General features: G+C 67.5%; 13 protein-coding genes and 1 CRISPR repeat array (1 of these 14 running past the window's edge). All 13 genes read right to left on the reverse strand.

Going from position 1 to position 15,641, the window contains the following annotated elements; all coding sequences use genetic code 11:
- Nucleotides 1-2,416: a CRISPR direct-repeat array (repeat unit 32 nt; unit sequence GTTTCGATCCGCGCTCCCACGCGGGGAGCGAC) (it extends 12,802 nt beyond the left edge of the window).
- 184 nt (nucleotides 2,417-2,600) lie between these two features.
- Nucleotides 2,601-2,891 (reverse strand): CRISPR-associated endonuclease Cas2, encoded by a 291-nt coding sequence (cas2, locus tag G5B31_RS20085; protein WP_165019984.1) that lies wholly within the window; start codon nucleotides 2,889-2,891, stop codon nucleotides 2,601-2,603.
- Between the two features lie 2 nt (nucleotides 2,892-2,893).
- A complete protein-coding gene (gene cas1c / locus G5B31_RS20090; protein ID WP_165019985.1) occupies nucleotides 2,894-3,928 on the reverse strand; it encodes a type I-C CRISPR-associated endonuclease Cas1c in 1,035 nt (344 codons plus the stop codon).
- Nucleotides 3,925-4,545 carry a CRISPR-associated protein Cas4 gene (gene cas4, locus G5B31_RS20095; RefSeq protein WP_240904513.1) on the reverse strand — a complete coding sequence of 207 codons (621 nt, stop codon included), beginning with the start codon at nucleotides 4,543-4,545 and terminating at the stop codon, nucleotides 3,925-3,927. The genes cas1c and cas4 overlap by 4 nt, the downstream gene beginning before the upstream one ends.
- 14 nt (nucleotides 4,546-4,559) lie before the next feature.
- The gene (gene cas7c / locus G5B31_RS20100) at nucleotides 4,560-5,513 is read right to left on the reverse strand and encodes a type I-C CRISPR-associated protein Cas7/Csd2 (RefSeq protein ID WP_165019987.1); all 954 of its coding nucleotides are present in this window, start codon (nucleotides 5,511-5,513) and stop codon (nucleotides 4,560-4,562) included.
- A complete protein-coding gene (gene cas8c, locus G5B31_RS20105; protein ID WP_165019988.1) occupies nucleotides 5,510-7,288 on the reverse strand; it encodes a type I-C CRISPR-associated protein Cas8c/Csd1 in 1,779 nt (592 codons plus the stop codon). Before cas8c ends, cas7c begins: the two co-directional genes overlap by 4 nt.
- On the reverse strand, nucleotides 7,285-8,040 hold the full coding sequence (gene cas5c / locus G5B31_RS20110) for a type I-C CRISPR-associated protein Cas5c (RefSeq protein ID WP_165019989.1): 756 nt from the start codon (nucleotides 8,038-8,040) through the stop codon (nucleotides 7,285-7,287). Before cas5c ends, cas8c begins: the two co-directional genes overlap by 4 nt.
- 337 nt (nucleotides 8,041-8,377) lie before the next feature.
- Nucleotides 8,378-10,642 (reverse strand): CRISPR-associated endonuclease Cas3'', encoded by a 2,265-nt coding sequence (locus G5B31_RS20115; protein ID WP_165019990.1) that lies wholly within the window; start codon nucleotides 10,640-10,642, stop codon nucleotides 8,378-8,380.
- Nucleotides 10,643-10,756: 114 nt separating this feature from the next.
- Complete coding sequence (locus G5B31_RS20120; RefSeq protein WP_165019991.1) at nucleotides 10,757-11,662, reverse strand: ornithine cyclodeaminase; 906 nt, start codon at nucleotides 11,660-11,662, stop codon at nucleotides 10,757-10,759.
- Entirely contained in the window at nucleotides 11,659-12,285 is a 627-nt protein-coding gene (locus G5B31_RS20125; RefSeq protein ID WP_165019992.1) for an HAD family phosphatase, read from the reverse strand. The genes G5B31_RS20120 and G5B31_RS20125 overlap by 4 nt, the downstream gene beginning before the upstream one ends.
- Nucleotides 12,257-13,234, reverse strand: a complete 978-nt coding sequence (locus tag G5B31_RS20130) for a DMT family transporter (protein WP_165019993.1) — start codon at nucleotides 13,232-13,234, stop codon at nucleotides 12,257-12,259. Before G5B31_RS20130 ends, G5B31_RS20125 begins: the two co-directional genes overlap by 29 nt.
- Nucleotides 13,235-13,321: 87 nt before the next feature.
- The gene (locus tag G5B31_RS20135; RefSeq protein ID WP_165019994.1) at nucleotides 13,322-13,762 is read right to left on the reverse strand and encodes a YaiI/YqxD family protein; all 441 of its coding nucleotides are present in this window, start codon (nucleotides 13,760-13,762) and stop codon (nucleotides 13,322-13,324) included.
- 67 nt (nucleotides 13,763-13,829) lie between these two features.
- Nucleotides 13,830-14,660: an S-formylglutathione hydrolase gene (gene fghA, locus G5B31_RS20140; RefSeq protein WP_165019995.1), complete on the reverse strand. Its 831-nt coding sequence runs from the start codon at nucleotides 14,658-14,660 to the stop codon at nucleotides 13,830-13,832.
- Entirely contained in the window at nucleotides 14,657-15,586 is a 930-nt protein-coding gene (locus G5B31_RS20145) for an AEC family transporter (RefSeq protein WP_165019996.1), read from the reverse strand. The genes fghA and G5B31_RS20145 overlap by 4 nt, the downstream gene beginning before the upstream one ends.
- Nucleotides 15,587-15,641: the final 55 nt, after the last annotated feature.

Here is a 15,641-nt window from a genome sequence, read left to right on the forward strand (position 1 = left end):
TTCGATCCGCGCTCCCACGCGGGGAGCGACGCTGATCGAGGCGGGCGACGTGCAGATCGACGGGGTTTCGATCCGCGCTCCCACGCGGGGAGCGACGAGGCGCTGTTGCCGGGGTGGTCCTGCGCTATGTTTCGATCCGCGCTCCCACGCGGGGAGCGACGCGCGCGTCATCATCAAGACGATGGGGGTGTGAGATGTTTCGATCCGCGCTCCCACGCGGGGAGCGACGTCACATTCCTGCGGAGTGGTTACATGACAGTTGAAGTTTCGATCCGCGCTCCCACGCGGGGAGCGACGCGACCGCCTCGGCCGCCCGCGCCATGCGGGTGGGTTTCGATCCGCGCTCCCACGCGGGGAGCGACGCCGTGCCGTTCGGGCCGATCACGCCAGTTGTGGGGGTTTCGATCCGCGCTCCCACGCGGGGAGCGACCAGCTGCTTCTTCTGCCGACACATAGCGCCCGTAGTTTCGATCCGCGCTCCCACGCGGGGAGCGACAGTCCAACATCGGGTGCGCCCTCATGTTTTATCCCAGTTTCGATCCGCGCTCCCACGCGGGGAGCGACGAGATGAGCGAAGACAAGCTGTCCTTTGTTGACGTTTCGATCCGCGCTCCCACGCGGGGAGCGACCGGTGTGCAAGGCACGACCCGCCTGATCGGCAACGTTTCGATCCGCGCTCCCACGCGGGGAGCGACCGCCGAGGCCCGCGCTGTTCTGGACAGCGGCACGGTTTCGATCCGCGCTCCCACGCGGGGAGCGACACGACTGCGATTGGTTCGACCTCCAGACGGTCGATGTTTCGATCCGCGCTCCCACGCGGGGAGCGACTCGTCAACCGCCAGGAGATGCTGCGTGACGCGCCGTTTCGATCCGCGCTCCCACGCGGGGAGCGACCGCCGGCCCCTCGACCGCCACGACATCGGGATTGTTTCGATCCGCGCTCCCACGCGGGGAGCGACTCCATGTCGGGTTGCGTGTCGTGCTCCAGCTTCCAGTTTCGATCCGCGCTCCCACGCGGGGAGCGACCCGTGGCCGAGCGCGCCCGGCTTGTTGCCGTGGCCGTTTCGATCCGCGCTCCCACGCGGGGAGCGACGGAGACAGACATGGACACCCGCGTTTTCAACCAGGTTTCGATCCGCGCTCCCACGCGGGGAGCGACGAGCGGCATCGCCGACGATCATCTGGCGAAGATGGTTTCGATCCGCGCTCCCACGCGGGGAGCGACTTTGCCTGCTCCATGGCGTTCGTTGCCGCCTTGGTTTCGATCCGCGCTCCCACGCGGGGAGCGACAATCCGCCGCATCGACAGAGACGGCCTGCAACTCGTTTCGATCCGCGCTCCCACGCGGGGAGCGACACCGGGGCGACATCCTGCATTTCCTCGGCGACTTGTTTCGATCCGCGCTCCCACGCGGGGAGCGACATGGTCCGGTCATGCGCCCAGCCAACGATGCGCTGTTTCGATCCGCGCTCCCACGCGGGGAGCGACGGAAGCCGATCCGCATATCCGCCCGTTCAAGACGTTTCGATCCGCGCTCCCACGCGGGGAGCGACGGAGGTCCGGCAGCGATGCCGACGCCCGCCGCCGTTTCGATCCGCGCTCCCACGCGGGGAGCGACCCCAGATCGTGCCCTGCCCGCCGGGGCGAGACCTGTTTCGATCCGCGCTCCCACGCGGGGAGCGACCGCTGGTCAATCCGAATCTGGGCCGATCTGTCGACGTTTCGATCCGCGCTCCCACGCGGGGAGCGACCACCGCCTGCCACAGCGGCGCGAAACAGTCCGAGGTTTCGATCCGCGCTCCCACGCGGGGAGCGACATCGGCTGGATGATCGGCGCTGATCCGGTGGTGATCGTTTCGATCCGCGCTCCCACGCGGGGAGCGACACCGGCGGCTGTCCCATGCGCCCCAAGCCTCAAGGTTTCGATCCGCGCTCCCACGCGGGGAGCGACGTGACCTCGAAATCCAGCATCGTGCGGGTCGTGTGTTTCGATCCGCGCTCCCACGCGGGGAGCGACAAACAAGGTTTCCGTGCTCCCCGTCCTCCACCCCGTTTCGATCCGCGCTCCCACGCGGGGAGCGACGGGCCACCACCCAGATTGGGATGACGATGTGGTAGGTTTCGATCCGCGCTCCCACGCGGGGAGCGACATGACAGCAAGTCGGCTTATCGCGCCGTGACCAAGGCGTTTCGATCCGCGCTCCCACGCGGGGAGCGACGACGCCGGAGGAAATGGCCGCCGAGGCTAAGCCGGTTTCGATCCGCGCTCCCACGCGGGGAGCGACCAAGCTCGCGCCCGACCCGATACGGGGCAAGCGCGTTTCGATCCGCGCTCCCACGCGGGGAGCGACGCCGCAAAGCCCCTGGCTGATGTAGGGGGTCAGGTTTCGATCCGCGCTCCCACGCGGGGAGCGACTCCAAGCAAGTAACCGACTTGTAAACATAGGTAAATCCGTCCGAAAATGCGGATAACAGGCTAAAGCGCGGAACCTGAAGACTTCTGCCCGCGTCTGGAGAAAGAGAACCTTACGATTTCAAAGAGCTGGCACGGCTGCGAACCTGGGCTGCAAATCCGGCACGCTTGTGGTTCGCAGGGCAGTTCAGATGATCAGCGGGCCGTTCAGATCGGTGGCGGGTTTGGCGCCGACATGTTCCACCCGGCGGACCCAGTTGGCGCCCAGATAGTAATAGCGCAGGCTGTCGTGTTCCACCCGGATGATCCCCTCCAGCCGGGCCTTCAGCTTGGTCCACTGCGCCGGATCGACCTCGATCTCGAAGACCGAGAACTGCACGCGCTGGCCCCAGTCCTCGCAGGCGCGGGCGACCTGGCGCAGGCGTTTCCTGCCGCCTTCCTCCAGCGTGTTCACGTCATAGGTGACGAGGACCAGCATCGCTAGCTCCAGAACCAGGGCGGATAGGCGTCGATGTCGCCGCGCAGGTGGCGGGCCAGCAGTTGCGCCTGCAACCATGGGACCAGGCCGAAGGGGGCCTTCTCGGCCAGGAAGGGATGCAGGCGCTCTTCCTTCTTGCGCTCCTGCCAGGCGGTCAGCACCAACTTGCGGGCGTCGTCGGTCAGCAGCACCGCGCCCCCCTCCATCCGGTGGAAATCGCTCGCCCGCAATTGGCGGCGGTTGACCAGCGAAAGGGCCAGACGGTCGGCGAGAGGCGCGCGCAACTCCTCCATCAGATCCAGCGCCAGCGAGGGCCGCCCGGGCCGGTCGCGGTGCAGGAAGCCCACGGCGGGGTCGAGGCCCACGGCTTCGCAGGCGGAGCGGCAATCATGGGTCAGCAGCGTGTAGAGGAAGGAGAGCAGCGCGTTCATCGCGTCCAGCGGCGGACGGCGGGAGCGGGCGGTCCAGCGCAACTCGGGGTCCGGCGAGCGGATCAGGTGGTCGAAAACGGCGAAATAGAGGGTCGCCGCCTCGCCCTCGGAGCCGCGCAGGAGGTCGATGCTGTCGTCCTTCATCTGCACCCGGCGCAGGATCATCGCCATGCGGTCGGTGGCGGCTTCCAGCGCGGCGCGGGCCTGCGGCTCCATTTCCTCGCCATAGTCGCGCAGAGAACGGCGGATCACCGCGCGCTGGTTGGCGATCTTGCCCAGGACGATCGAGCGCACGATGTCCTCGCCGCCCTCGGCCGCGCGGTATTGCGCCCGGCGGAGAAGGACGTTGCCGGTGACCGGGCCTTCGACCCGCGCCTGAAAGCGGCCGTTGCGGTCGAGGATCACAAGTGTGATGCCGCGCTCGGCGCAGGTGCCGATCAGCGCCGGGGTCAGCAGGATCGGTCCGAAGGCCACCACCGAAGCCAGCATGTGCAGAGGAACACGCGCCTTCTCGGCGCCCTCGACCTCGGCTACCAGATTTTCGCCGTCCTTCTTCAGGGCGGTGCCTTCGGTGGTGACGTAGACGGTGTTGAGAAGCTTCCTCATGCCAGCGCCTTCGCCAGCATCCGGTCGCGCCATTGCTTGACAGGACGGGCATGGGTCTCCGGGCGGCAGAGGTCGATCAGCGAACACGCCTTGCAGCGGGATTTGTGCGGGGTCGGCGGCGGCGTGGCCCGGCTGGCGAAGACGGCGGCAAGGTCGGTCACCGACTGTTCGGTCAGCGCGCGGAGGGTGGCATCGAAGGGCACTACGACACGGCGTTTGGTCTGGGCGTAGAAGAGCGCGCCCTCGGGAACGGAGCGGCCGGTCATCTCCTCCAGGCACAGCGCTTGGGCGCAAAGCTGCGCCTCGTCGGCGCGGTGCAACTTGGGCTTGCCGCGCTTGTATTCGACCGGGAAGGCGGTCTCGCCATCCGGGCCGGGCTGGAATTCCACCAGATCCGCCACCCCGGTCAGATTCAGCCGTTGCGAGGCCAAGGGCAGCGACAGCACCCGCCGCACCCCGCGCGTGCGGCGAGCGCCGCCCTTGTCGGCAACGGCGTGCAGCACATCGCCCTCGGCGGTGAAGCGGTTCTCGGCCCAGAGCCGCTCCAGATGGATCAACGCCGCCTGCCGCAGGCAATAGACGGCATGCTGGATCGCCGAGAGGGGGATGGGTTCCATCTCGGCGGGCATGGTCACACCAGATCGAGGATTTCGACCCCCTCGGGCAGGCCGTTGCGGTCGATCTCGACGACGTAGTCCGAGAACTTGCGGGCCGGCCCGAGGTTGCCGATGCCGCGGTCGTCCACCGCTCGGAACTCTCCGTCCACGTTGCGGCCGATCTTCACCCGGTCGAATAGCGTATGGGCTGGAGCGTTGCCGAGGGCGTTCTGGTGGCGGAAGGCGATCAGGCGGCGGGTGGTCATTTCGCCGCGCGCGGCAGAGCGGTCATGCTCGAAGGCGTTCTTCAGTGCCTCGAACAGCAGGTCGAGGTCGGCCTCGGAGAAGCCGGTGCGCTCGGCGAACTTGGCCGAGATGAAGCCGTGAGCGACGTAAAGCCCGTAAGGCACGATATGCTTGCGGCCCATGGTGCGGTTGTCGGTGCGGCTGTCGCCCTCCTCGGCCCCTTCGGCGCGCTTCTTCTGTTCGGCCTCGTTGGTGGCGGCCATCCGGGTGATCGAGATTTCCACCGGCAGGATCGGCTCGACCGAGGAGGCGAAGGTCATCTGCACCGGGCCCTTGACCTGCCCGCAGTTGATGCCGGTCGACATCACCGCGCCGAAGGTGCGCACGTCGAAGAAATTCGCGCACATCCAGTCGCTCAGCGCCTTGGCCTCGGCATTGTCCTTGGGGTTCAGCTTGGCGTCCTTCTTCGACTTGTCGTCGGCGCGGATCGCCACATAGGCCTGCCGGTGCTTCTCGTTCAGGATGGCGCCTTCCTGCACATAGATGTGGTGCCCGGCCTCACCGCCCTTCGCCAGTTCCACATAGTTGCGGATCTTGCGTTTGAGGCTCACGTCGGAAACCAGCCCGTGGTTGGTCTCGGGGTCGAGCCGCGGCAGGTTGCCGGCGTCCGGGTCGCCGTTGGGGTTGCCGTTCGTTACGTCGAAGATCAGCACGAAGTCGTGGCGGCGGGAAAGCGTGGTCATTCGGCAATCTCCTCGGAGGTCTTGTCGTCGCGCTTGCGGAAGAAATCGCTGCGCTGGTGGTAATAGCCGATGCCGAACAGCGCTTGATCGGCGGTCGGGAGCGAGGCGGGGATCGGGTCGTCGCCCGGCTCCATCAGGTCGGTGATCTCCATGATGAGCTTGTCCAGATTGACCGCGCGCCCTTTGTTCTGCTTGCTCAGTTTCGAGAAATGCGGCACCGAATTTTTCTTCAATGCCGGAAACACCTTCTGCGGCGTGGCCGAGGCGGAGCCGTAGAACTTGTCCTTGATGGTGGCGTTCACATTGCCGCCGAGCGCGGCGCGCTGGACTTCCTCGTAGACGGCGAACAGCCGCCCGAGGATATAGCCCTTGTTGGTATTGGCGGGATCGAGCGCCACGGGGGCCTCCTTCGACTTGAAATTGCGGATCAGGACGGATTTCAGGATCGCGGCGCGCAGTGCATTCATCTCGCCATCGGCGCGCAGCCGCATCAGCACGGTGGACAGCAGCGTCAGCGGATAGGGCGTGCCAGTCAGGATCGCCCGCATCCATTCGCCGGCAATGAGCGGCGGCACATTCTCGCGTTTGCCCAGCACGGCGAGTTCGGTGAGGTAACGCCAGAGCGGCGGCCAGCCGTCGCGCGGCGGCGGGTCCAGTTTCGTGTCGTCGAGATAGCGTTGGTAGTTGGCGGTCAGGGTGCCGAAATCGCTTTCCCAGTAGAAGCGGACCGAGAGCCGCGCGGCATTGGGAGCGAGGCCAAGGACGTGGAAGCGCACCCCCGTGTCCAGAAGAGGCTCGATCTCCGGCAGCCTCTGTCCCTCGCGGATCGCTTGCAGATGGCTGCCCACCCGGTTGCTGAAGATCGTGTCGTCCGCGGAAGTGTCGGCGGTGTCGAACATCGCCGCAAACAGCGCCTCGGCTTCCGCCAGATGCTCGCCCGCGGCCCCCGCCAAATCCGCCGCATCCGCCCAGAACACCGTCGAGGCATCGCCGATCTGCAACCGATGCGCCTTGTCGCCGAGGAAGCGGTTCAGGGCGGTGGTATAGGCGAAGGCGGCGGCTTCCGAGATCGGAGCGTTGTCGCCTTGCTCGTGGCCGTAGGATTCGTAGGCTTCCGAATTAAAAGAGACCAACGCCATCTCGGTTTTGCCGCCCCACACGCCCTTGATGGGAGGGTGAGTGCGTTGTATTGGCGAGCGTTTGCCAGACACAAGGCAAACTGCTCGTTCCGTGGATTTTCCTGGAACAGCGATCCACCGATCTCGCTCATTCGCCCAAATCTCGCGGGCCTCCGCCGTTTCGTGAAGGAACAGGTCCCGATAGCTCTCGGAGTGCGCGAACACGATCCCTTCTGTGGGCGGCTTTGCGGGATCGAAATAATTTTGGCAATTCTCGGGTGTCCAATTCTTTAAGAAAAGGCAGAGCGCGTGTAGCTCCGCCGTGCTTGCCTGTGTCAGATACTCGAGATGCTTTTCGCGGAACGAGTCATACCGCGTGTCATTGGCATCTTTCAGCTTTCCTATGCCTAATGCATAATTGGCATTGTCCCAGAGGAAATTCGGTCGCGGCGTGCTGCCTGATCGTTTTGGCGAAGCCGGAACCGCCAACATCCGTGGGCTGCTCTTTTTGTCCGTGTCCCGCAGATCAGCAATATCGGCCACCGAACCGTCCGCATTCAGCACCACGCAAAAGCCGATCTTCTCCGTCGAATAGCCGAAGGGCGGGGCATCCGGCAGGCGGTCGTAGGCGCGGACCAGCGCGGCGAGCAGGCTCATCGCTTGATCTCCGGGCTGCCGGGCGGGGGCACCTCCAGCACACCGTCGCGCAGGGTGGCGCGGAACAGGAGCGACGGGCGGCCGGGGGCGGCGTGGTCGATGTCCCAGAGCATGAAGCCCAGGTCGCGCGGGGTGCCGAAGCCGAGGTCGGGGGTTTCCGCCTGCGCGTCCCGGACGGGCGCCGGGGTGGCAGTCGGCCTGCCCTCGCGGCACAGCTCGCCCCAGCTGGGGCCGGAGGGCAGGGCACCCGGGTCCAGCAGCCGGAAGCTGGCGGCGAATTCGCGGGTGCCGAGGCAGGGCTGGTGGAAGCACTGGCCCTTTGCGGCGCGGCGGTTGAAGATGTCGAGGTGCTTGCCCTCGCTGTCCGAGGCATCGGCCTTGGCGGTCAGCTCGAAATGCGCCTCGATCACATAGGCGGGATTCACCAGCACGGTCGAGGCGCGCTGCTGGCGATCCTCGTCGACCAGAAGTTGCAGCCCCTCCAGATCGCCCCGGTTCATCGCCCGCTTGATGCTGCCCGCGGGGGCCTTGTGGCCCACCTCGTTGCGGCGGATCGACTGGAAGCGGATCGGCTCCAGCACATGGATGCGGTCGATCACCCAGCGGATGGCGGGCTTCCAGTGGATTGCCTCAAGGATGCCGCGCGCCGCGGATGGCGTCATCACATCGTAGGAGGTGCGCTCGACTTTCAACTCGGGGCGCGTGAAAAGGGCGTGACGGCCCCAGACGTGCAGACGAATACCGTAGGACAATTTCACCTCCACTGTGGGAAGCCTATCCGTTCGCGGCAGTCACGCAAGCGTGATTTCGCCGCAGGTTGAGCCCCCGCCGTGAACGGCGAGGGCATTAACGTCAAACAAGCAAAACCAAGGTTTCTATCCGCGCCTTTACGACGACATGTCGAGATGGTCAGGGAGGGAGCTTCAACACGATGCGCAGTGCCATGGCGACGCACTCCAAGAAAACTTCCAAAAGACGGATGGGTTTGGGTGGCTTGAAGTCCATAGGCTCATCTCCTCCACGGGCGGATAAGCCACAATAGCATAGCGTCCCTTCCTTTGCAACTTCCTTGGATTTGCATGTTAAGGCTTACACGATGCTCTGGTCCGCCGCCAGATAATCCGCCTGTTCCCAGTGTAGCCCGAATTCCGTCCGGTAGAGGCTGCGGTTTTCCAGCACACAGAACTGGTCGCCCCGCAGGTGGGTCGCGTGGAAGCGGGCGTGGCCGTTGGCGATGAGCAGGGCGCGAGCCTTTTCCGGCACCTGCACGGTATAGGCTTGCAGGGCGCGGGCGATGCCGCCGGAGGGGATTTTGGGGATGGCCAGCTTCTCCACCTCGGACCGGGCCTTGTCCTCGATGGCGACGATGACCGGCACCATCGGGCTGTCGATCATGCGGAACGCCTCGGCGGTGGAGCGGTAGGGGAAATCGGTGCCGCTGTGGGCGAAGGTGAAGGCGTCGACCATCGGCTGGCCCATCCGCCCGATCCCGCGGGTCCAGTAGACCTGGTTGAACCAATGGTTGATGGCTTCGGTTTCGAGCAGTTTCTCGTGACCGAACTTCGCGGCGGTGACGCGGGTGGCTTCAGAGAGGGGCCGGATCTGCGGGTGCGGGGGATGATCCGGCGCGCGGAACACCGTCAGGGTGCTGTCCTCGACCGGCCTTTTCCCTTCCCTGTTCACCCTGCCGGCGCTTTGCACGATGCTGTCCAGCCCCGCCTCGGCGCGCCAGCCCTTGGGAAAGTCAAGGTCCACGCCTGCCTCGATCAGGCTGGTGGCGATCAGGCGGCAGGGGCGTGGGTTTTCAGGATCGAGGCGGTCCCGAATACCGGCGATGATGCGGCGGCGGTGGGCGGGGTATTGGCGGGTGGTCAGGTGGATGAGGCTGTCCAGCCCCTCGGCCTGTGCCGCCCGGAACAGCTCCAGCGCATGCTTGCGGCTGTTGACGATGACCATGCCCTGCGGGATGTCGCGCAGCGCCTCGATCAGCGCCGGGTCGTCCATCTCGCCGCCGTCGAAGATGCGGGCGCGGCGCAGGGTCTTGGCCAGCCCCTGCGGGTCGGGGGCCAGTTCCCGCCCGGCCAGCGGCAGGCCGCCCGGCCCGAGCTGGGCGCTGTCGAAGGCCGGCTGGGTGGCGGTGCACAGCACGATGGTGCAGCCATAATGCGTCGCCAGCGTGTCGAGCATCCGCAGCACCGGCATCAAGAGCTCGCGCGGCAGGGCCTGCGCCTCGTCGAGGATCAGGATCGAGCCGGCGATGTTGTGCAGCTTGCGGGCGCGCGAGGGGCGGGCGGCGAACAGGCTCTCGAACAGTTGGACGTTGGTGGTGACGACGAGGGGGGCCGCCCAGTCCTCCATGGCGAGGCGGGCCTTGTCGCGGCCCTGCTGGCCGGGGCGTTCCTCGTCGATCGAGGAATGGTGCTCCAGCACCACATGACCCAGGTCTTTGAAAACGCTTCGGAAAGTCTGGGCTGTCTGGTCGATGATCGAGGTATACGGAATCGCGTAGATGATCCGCCGATGCCCATACGCCGCCGCGTGGTCCAGCGCGAAGCCGAGCGAAGCCAGCGTCTTGCCGCCCCCCGTCGGCACGGTCAGGGTGAACAGGCCCGGGGGCAGTGCGGCGCCGGCGCGGATATGGGTGAGGATGTCGCGGCGGAGCGGGTTCAGGTCGCCGCCCTGAGGGAGGCCCGCCATATGCGCCTCGAACCGGGCGCGCAGGTCGGGGAGGATGTCCGACAGCGCGGGCCAGTCGCGGTCGCGGCTGCGGCCGTCGAGCTTGTCGTAGAACGCCTCGGTATCCTTGTAGTCGGCATCGACCAGGCAGGAGAAGATCATCCGCCCGGCGACCGAGGCGTCGAAGCCCCTGCGGCTCTCGTCACTTATCCGCATCTTCGCCATCAACTCCGGCAGCAGCGGGGACAGGTCCGGTTGCTGCGCGGCGGTGATGGCGGCAGGGACGGGGTCGCGAAAACCCGCGATCCGGGGGTCCATCGCCGCCTGTGAGCCTGTCTTGTCCGGCAGGCCGGCGTGGTGGCCGAGGATGGCATAGGCCAGCAGCTGGGCGGCATGGGGCATCGGCCCGGCGCGGCCGAGCAGCAGATGCGCCCCGGCGGTGGAGTGGTCGACCGCCGTCTTGTCGCCGCTCAGCCGGCGCTGGAAGGCGGGGTCGTATTTGCCGAAGTCGTGAAACCGCGCCGCGGTGCTTGCGCAAAGCGGCAGGCCCACCAGATGGCCCGCCGTCGCTGCCCGCGCAGCAGTCGCCTCCAGGTGTTCGGAAAGCGTCTGCCAGTCGCTGCCGTCCTCCGCCTTTCCCGAATGGGCGAAATAGGTGTTCTGCTGTGGAGGCTGCATTCCCGGACCAGTCCTGTCGCATCCCGCGTTAAGATGGGATTCTGTTGCCACAATCTCGGATTGCCGGAATGTGTCGAGCAGCGCAGGCCAGACCCGGTAATCCCCTCCTGCTCCTCACTCCGCCGCCCGCACGATGTAATCCGCCGTCATCAGGTCCAGGTGGGCGCCGCCGCCGTTCTTGGCGATGGTGATCTCCTCGGCCGAGGTGCGGGCGAACAGCGCCGGGGCGTCGTAATAGTCGGCCAGGATGTCCGCCTCGGTGATCGCGCCGGATTTCAAGGGCGCGATCAGTTCGCCGATGTGGTGGATGGTGGTGGCGCGGGCGTCGACGAAGAGGCGGGCGCGGCGCAGGGCGGCGTCGTCCACCTCGCGCATGTCGGGGCGGTAGGCGCCGATCAGGTCGAGGTGCTGGCCCGGCCGCAGCCATTCGCCGCGGATCAGCGGCTCGGTCGCCATGGTGCAGGTGCAGATGATGTCGGCCTGCGGCACCGCCTCCTCCAGCCGGGGGGCGACCTGCAACCCCAGCGGCACCGCCATGCTGGCCGCGGTCTGCACCTGCCGCGACCAGACGGTGAACTCGGCCTCCGGCCAGATCGAGCGATAGGCCTGCACCATCGACCGCGCCACCGCGCCGGCGCCGACCAGCAGGATGCGGCGGCTGTCCCTGCGGGCCAGCCGGCTGGCGGCCAGCAGGCTGTCGCCGGCGGTCTTCCACTTGGTCACCAGGTGGAAATCGACCAGCGCCCGGAACTCGCCGGTGGTGTCGTCGAACAGCGTCACCGCGCCGTGGATGGTGGGCAGGCCGCGGGCGGTGTTGCCGGGCACCACCGTCGCCACCTTGACCAGCGCGCCGATGCCGTCGATCCAGGTGGCGCGGTCCAGCACGGTATCGGTCCCGCGGTAGACGAAGAGGTCCTTGATGTCGGGCCTTGGCCGGCGGTGCCCGGCCTCGAAGGCGGCCAGGATGCCCGGCCATGTCAGCTTCGCCTCGGCCTCCGGCCCGATGATGCGCGGTGTCACAGCCCGGCCTCCTTTTCGGTCAACATTCCGTCCTGCACCAGCCGTTCCGCCCAGGGGCGCCAGCCGGTGAAGAGATGCGTTCGCCAGCCGCGGGCGGCGGCGGCCTCGATGTTCTCGGCCCTGTCGTCGGTGAAGAGCAGGTCGGAAGGGGCGATCCCTGTCTCCCGCTCCACCACGGCATAGATCGCCGGGTCGGGCTTGATCAGCCCCAGCCGGCCCGAGACGAAGGCGCGGTCGAAGTCGTGCAGGAACGGGAATTCCCGCAGCGCGATCTCATAGGTCTCGGCGCCGAAATTGGTCAGGGCGAAGACCGGCACGCCGCGCGCCTTCAGCGCCTTAAGCGTGGCGACCGAGCCCTCGATGACCGGCTGCACCATCTGGAGCCAGTGGTCATGCCACCACAGGATCTGGTCGCGCCAGTCCGGGTGATGCCCGGCCAGTGCCTGCAGCGAGGCCAGGAAGGGCGCGCCGCGGTCGATCTCCAGGTTCGCGGCATGGATCGGCACCGCGTCGAAGAAGGCGCGCCGCCGCGCCTCGCCCAGGCGGCCGTCGTAGAAGGCTTCGGGCTGCCAGCCGATCAGCACGTTGCCTATGTCAAAGATCACCGCTCGGGGCCGCGACATCCTGCACCTTCCTGCGCACCGTTTCCCGCCAGAGCGTATAAAGCCCCGCCCCGCAGATGAGCGCAATCCCCGCCCAGGCGGTGGCGTCGGGCCAGGTGCCGAAGACGAGCACGCCCCAGAAGATCGCCATCGGCATCCCGATGTATTCGAAGGGCGCGACCAGCGCCGCCTCGGTGGTGCGGTAGGCCTGGCTCATCATCAGCCCGCCGAGGCCGACGGCCAGCCCGGTGGCGAGGAAGGCCCACCAGTCGCCGACCGGCGGCATCACCCAGGGCCGGAACAGGAACTCCCAGGTGCTGCCCGGCGCCTGCGCCAGATGGCCGTCGCCGAACCACAGCCCCATGCCGCCGCTGACGATCAGGAAGCCGACCTGGACATAGAAGCTCAGCGTCGCGGCGCTTTCGGTCTCGCGCATGTGGCGGGTCAGCATGTGGCTGGAGGCGTAGCAGAAGGCCGAGATCAGCACCAGGATCGCCGCGGGCTGGATCACCCCGGCCCCCGGCCGCGTCATCACGATGACGCCCGCCATGCCCACGGCGACGGCGGCCCAGCGGCGGGGGCCGACCTTCTCGTGCAGGAAGACCGCCGACATGGTGGTGACGATCAGCGGCGCCACGAAGGCGGTGGCCACGGCATCGGCCAGCGGCATCAGCGACAGGCCGACGAAATAGGTGAGGTTCGAGCACATCACGATCGAGACGCGCAGCAGATGCGCGCCCCGCCGCCGGGTCTTCAACTGGCGGAAGCCGCCGGGCGAAAAGGCCATCACCAGCAGCACCAGCGCCATGCCGATCAGCGCCCGGATCAGGATCACCTGATGCAGGGCATAGCCGGTCTCGGCCAGCGCCTTGATCGCCAGGTCGTTCATCGACAGCACGACGCCGCCGCCGAGCGCCAGCAGGATGCCGGAGGTCGGGCGGGCGGCGGGGGTCGTGGTCGGCGCGGACATGCCCGGATCAGACACCGGGCCGGACGGCGAAACTGTTCCCGAAGCGACATCGGTGCCGCGGACGGAGCCGGAAGCGCCGCACATCCGTCACCCCCGCCGCAGCACCCGGTCCAGCACGTCGAGGAAGCGCGAGCGGTCGGCCTTCGAGAAGCTGCGCCCGCCGCCCTGCCGGAACGGATCGGCGCTGCGCAGGTCGGCCATCAGGTCGCGGGTGGCGAGGATCTGGCCGATGTTGGCCGCGGTCAGCTCCTGCCCGTCGGGCTTCACCACCGCCGCGCCGGCTTCGATTGCCCGGGCCGCCAGCGGGATGTCCGAGGTCACCACCACGTCGCCCGGGCCGGCATGGTCGGCGATCCAGCGGTCGGCCTCGTCCAGGCCGGAGCCGACGTAGACGCTTTCGACCAGCGGGTTGGCGGAAGGCCGGATGCCGCCGTTCGAGACCAGCACCATGCGGATGCGCAGCCGCGAGGCCACCCGCTCGGCCTCCTCCTTCACCGGGCAGGCGTCGGCGTCGATGTAGAGGGTCATGCGGGCCTCCAGAAGGTGCATCTTTCTTGGAAGAAAGATGCAAATTCCTTCCAAGGAATTTGCTGGCTCACCCCCGCAGCGCCTCGGCGTGGAAGGCCACGTGGTCGGGCATGAAGGTCGAGACGAAGAAATAGCTGTGGTCGTAGCCCTTCTGCATCCGCAGCGTCCCGCCCTGCCGCCGTTCGGCCATCGCCGAGGCCAGGGCCTCCGGCTTCAAAAGGTCGATGAACTGGTCCGCGGTGCCCTGGTCGATCAGCATCGGCCCGTCGAAGCCGTATTTCCGCATCAGGAGGCTGGAGTCATGCGCGGCCCAGGCGGAGTCGTCCTCGCCCAGATAGGCGGCAAACTGCTTGCGGCCCCAGTTGCTGGCGGTCGGATTGCAGATCGGCGCGAAGGCCGAGACCGAGCGGAACCGGCCCGGGAAGCTCATGGCGATGGTCAGCGCGCCGTGGCCGCCCATGGAATGGCCGGTGATCGCCTGCGCCGCCTCGGCCAGCGGGAAGGCGCCGAACAGGAGCCGCGGCAGCTCCTCGGTCACATAGTCCCACATGCGGAAATGCGGCGCCCAGGGGGCTTCGGTCGCGTTGACGTAGAACCCCGCGCCCTGGCCCAGGTCGTAGGCCGGGTCGTTCGCCACCCCCTCGCCGCGGGGCGAGGTGTCGGGGAAGACCAGCGCGATCCCGGCCTCGGCCGCCCAGGCCTGCGCGCCGGCCTTGGTCATGGCGTTCTCATGGGTGCAGGTCAGGCCGGACAGATACCACAGCACCGGCACCGGCCCGTCCTCGGCGCCTTCGGGCAGGAACAGGCCGAAGGTCATCTCGCCGCCGGTGGCGGCGGAGGCGTGGGAATAGACGCCCTGGACGCCCCCGAAACAGCGGTTCTCCGAAATCGTCTTCATGTCGTCTCCATTAGGGCTATCACCGCCGTCACCGTCAGCACGGACAGGGCGGTGGAGATCAGGATGGCGGTCGAAACCCGTTGCGGGGCAACGCCGTAGCTTTCCGCAAGGATGAACACATTGCCCGCCACCGGCAAGGCCGCCGCGGCGATCATCACGCCGGCAGCATAGGGCTCGACCGGGAAGACCAGCAGGGCGGCGACGGCCACGGCGGCGGGGTGGAGGACCAGCTTGGCAAAGCTCAGCCAGGCGGCGACCAGCGGCCGGTCGGGGCGGCGCCCGGCCAGCGAGGCACCGATGGCGAACAGTGCGCAGGGCGTGGCGGCGGCGCCGAGCAGGGTCATGTAGTCCTGCACCGGCGGCCAGAGCTGCCACCCAGTGGCGCCCCAGGCCAGGCCGAGGACGGTGGAGACGATCATCGGGTTCTTCAACAGCCCGACCGTCAGCACCCGCAGCGTATCCGGCCCGACGCGGCCGGAGCGGAAGAGGGTGATCAGCAGCGTCAGGATCGAGGAGAACACGATCAGGTCCACTGCCAGCACCAGCAGCACCGGCCCCACCGCCCCGGGGCCGAGCAGCAGCACCAGCATCGGGATGCCGAGGAAGCCGACATTGCCGATCACCCCGGTATGCGCCTCGAACAGCGCCGCCTCGCGGCCGGTGCCGCGGAAAAGGCCGGCGGCCAGCACCAGCGCCCAGACCAGGCCGGTGGCCAGCGTATAGGCCAGCACGAAGGGCAGGCTGAAGATCTCGGCCAGCGACAGGTTGGCGGCGAAGCCGAACAGCATGGCGGACAAGGCGAAGTAGAAGACGAAACGGGTCAGCTGCCCCGTCGCCTCGGGCGAGAGCAGGCGGAAGCGGGCGGCGAGGAAGCCGGTGCCGATCACGGCGAAGAAGGGCAGGGTCTTGAGCAGGATCGCCAGCATGGCGCCCGTCCTGTCATGCGCGGGGGGAAAGGGCAAGGCGGGGCGGGGGCGCGAT

The sequence above is a fragment of the Rhodobacter sp. SGA-6-6 genome (assembly GCF_011043545.1).
Classification (GTDB): Bacteria; Pseudomonadota; Alphaproteobacteria; order Rhodobacterales; family Rhodobacteraceae; genus Pseudogemmobacter.

Excerpts from the sequence above, each read along its gene's own strand:
- cas2 (WP_165019984.1), bottom strand. The coding sequence starts at position 2,891 with ATGCTGGTCCTCGTCACCTATGACGTGAACACGCTGGAGGAAGGCGGC.
- cas1c (WP_165019985.1), bottom strand. The coding sequence starts at position 3,928 with ATGAGGAAGCTTCTCAACACCGTCTACGTCACCACCGAAGGCACCGCC.
- cas4 (WP_240904513.1), bottom strand. The coding sequence starts at position 4,545 with ATGGAACCCATCCCCCTCTCGGCGATCCAGCATGCCGTCTATTGCCTG.
- cas7c (WP_165019987.1), bottom strand. The coding sequence starts at position 5,513 with ATGACCACGCTTTCCCGCCGCCACGACTTCGTGCTGATCTTCGACGTA.
- cas8c (WP_165019988.1), bottom strand. The coding sequence starts at position 7,288 with ATGAGCCTGCTCGCCGCGCTGGTCCGCGCCTACGACCGCCTGCCGGAT.
- G5B31_RS20115 (WP_165019990.1), bottom strand. The coding sequence starts at position 10,642 with ATGCAGCCTCCACAGCAGAACACCTATTTCGCCCATTCGGGAAAGGCG.
- G5B31_RS20125 (WP_165019992.1), bottom strand. The coding sequence starts at position 12,285 with ATGTCGCGGCCCCGAGCGGTGATCTTTGACATAGGCAACGTGCTGATC.
- G5B31_RS20130 (WP_165019993.1), bottom strand. The coding sequence starts at position 13,234 with ATGTCCGCGCCGACCACGACCCCCGCCGCCCGCCCGACCTCCGGCATC.
- G5B31_RS20135 (WP_165019994.1), bottom strand. The coding sequence starts at position 13,762 with ATGACCCTCTACATCGACGCCGACGCCTGCCCGGTGAAGGAGGAGGCC.
- fghA (WP_165019995.1), bottom strand. The coding sequence starts at position 14,660 with ATGAAGACGATTTCGGAGAACCGCTGTTTCGGGGGCGTCCAGGGCGTC.
- G5B31_RS20145 (WP_165019996.1), bottom strand. The coding sequence starts at position 15,586 with ATGCTGGCGATCCTGCTCAAGACCCTGCCCTTCTTCGCCGTGATCGGC.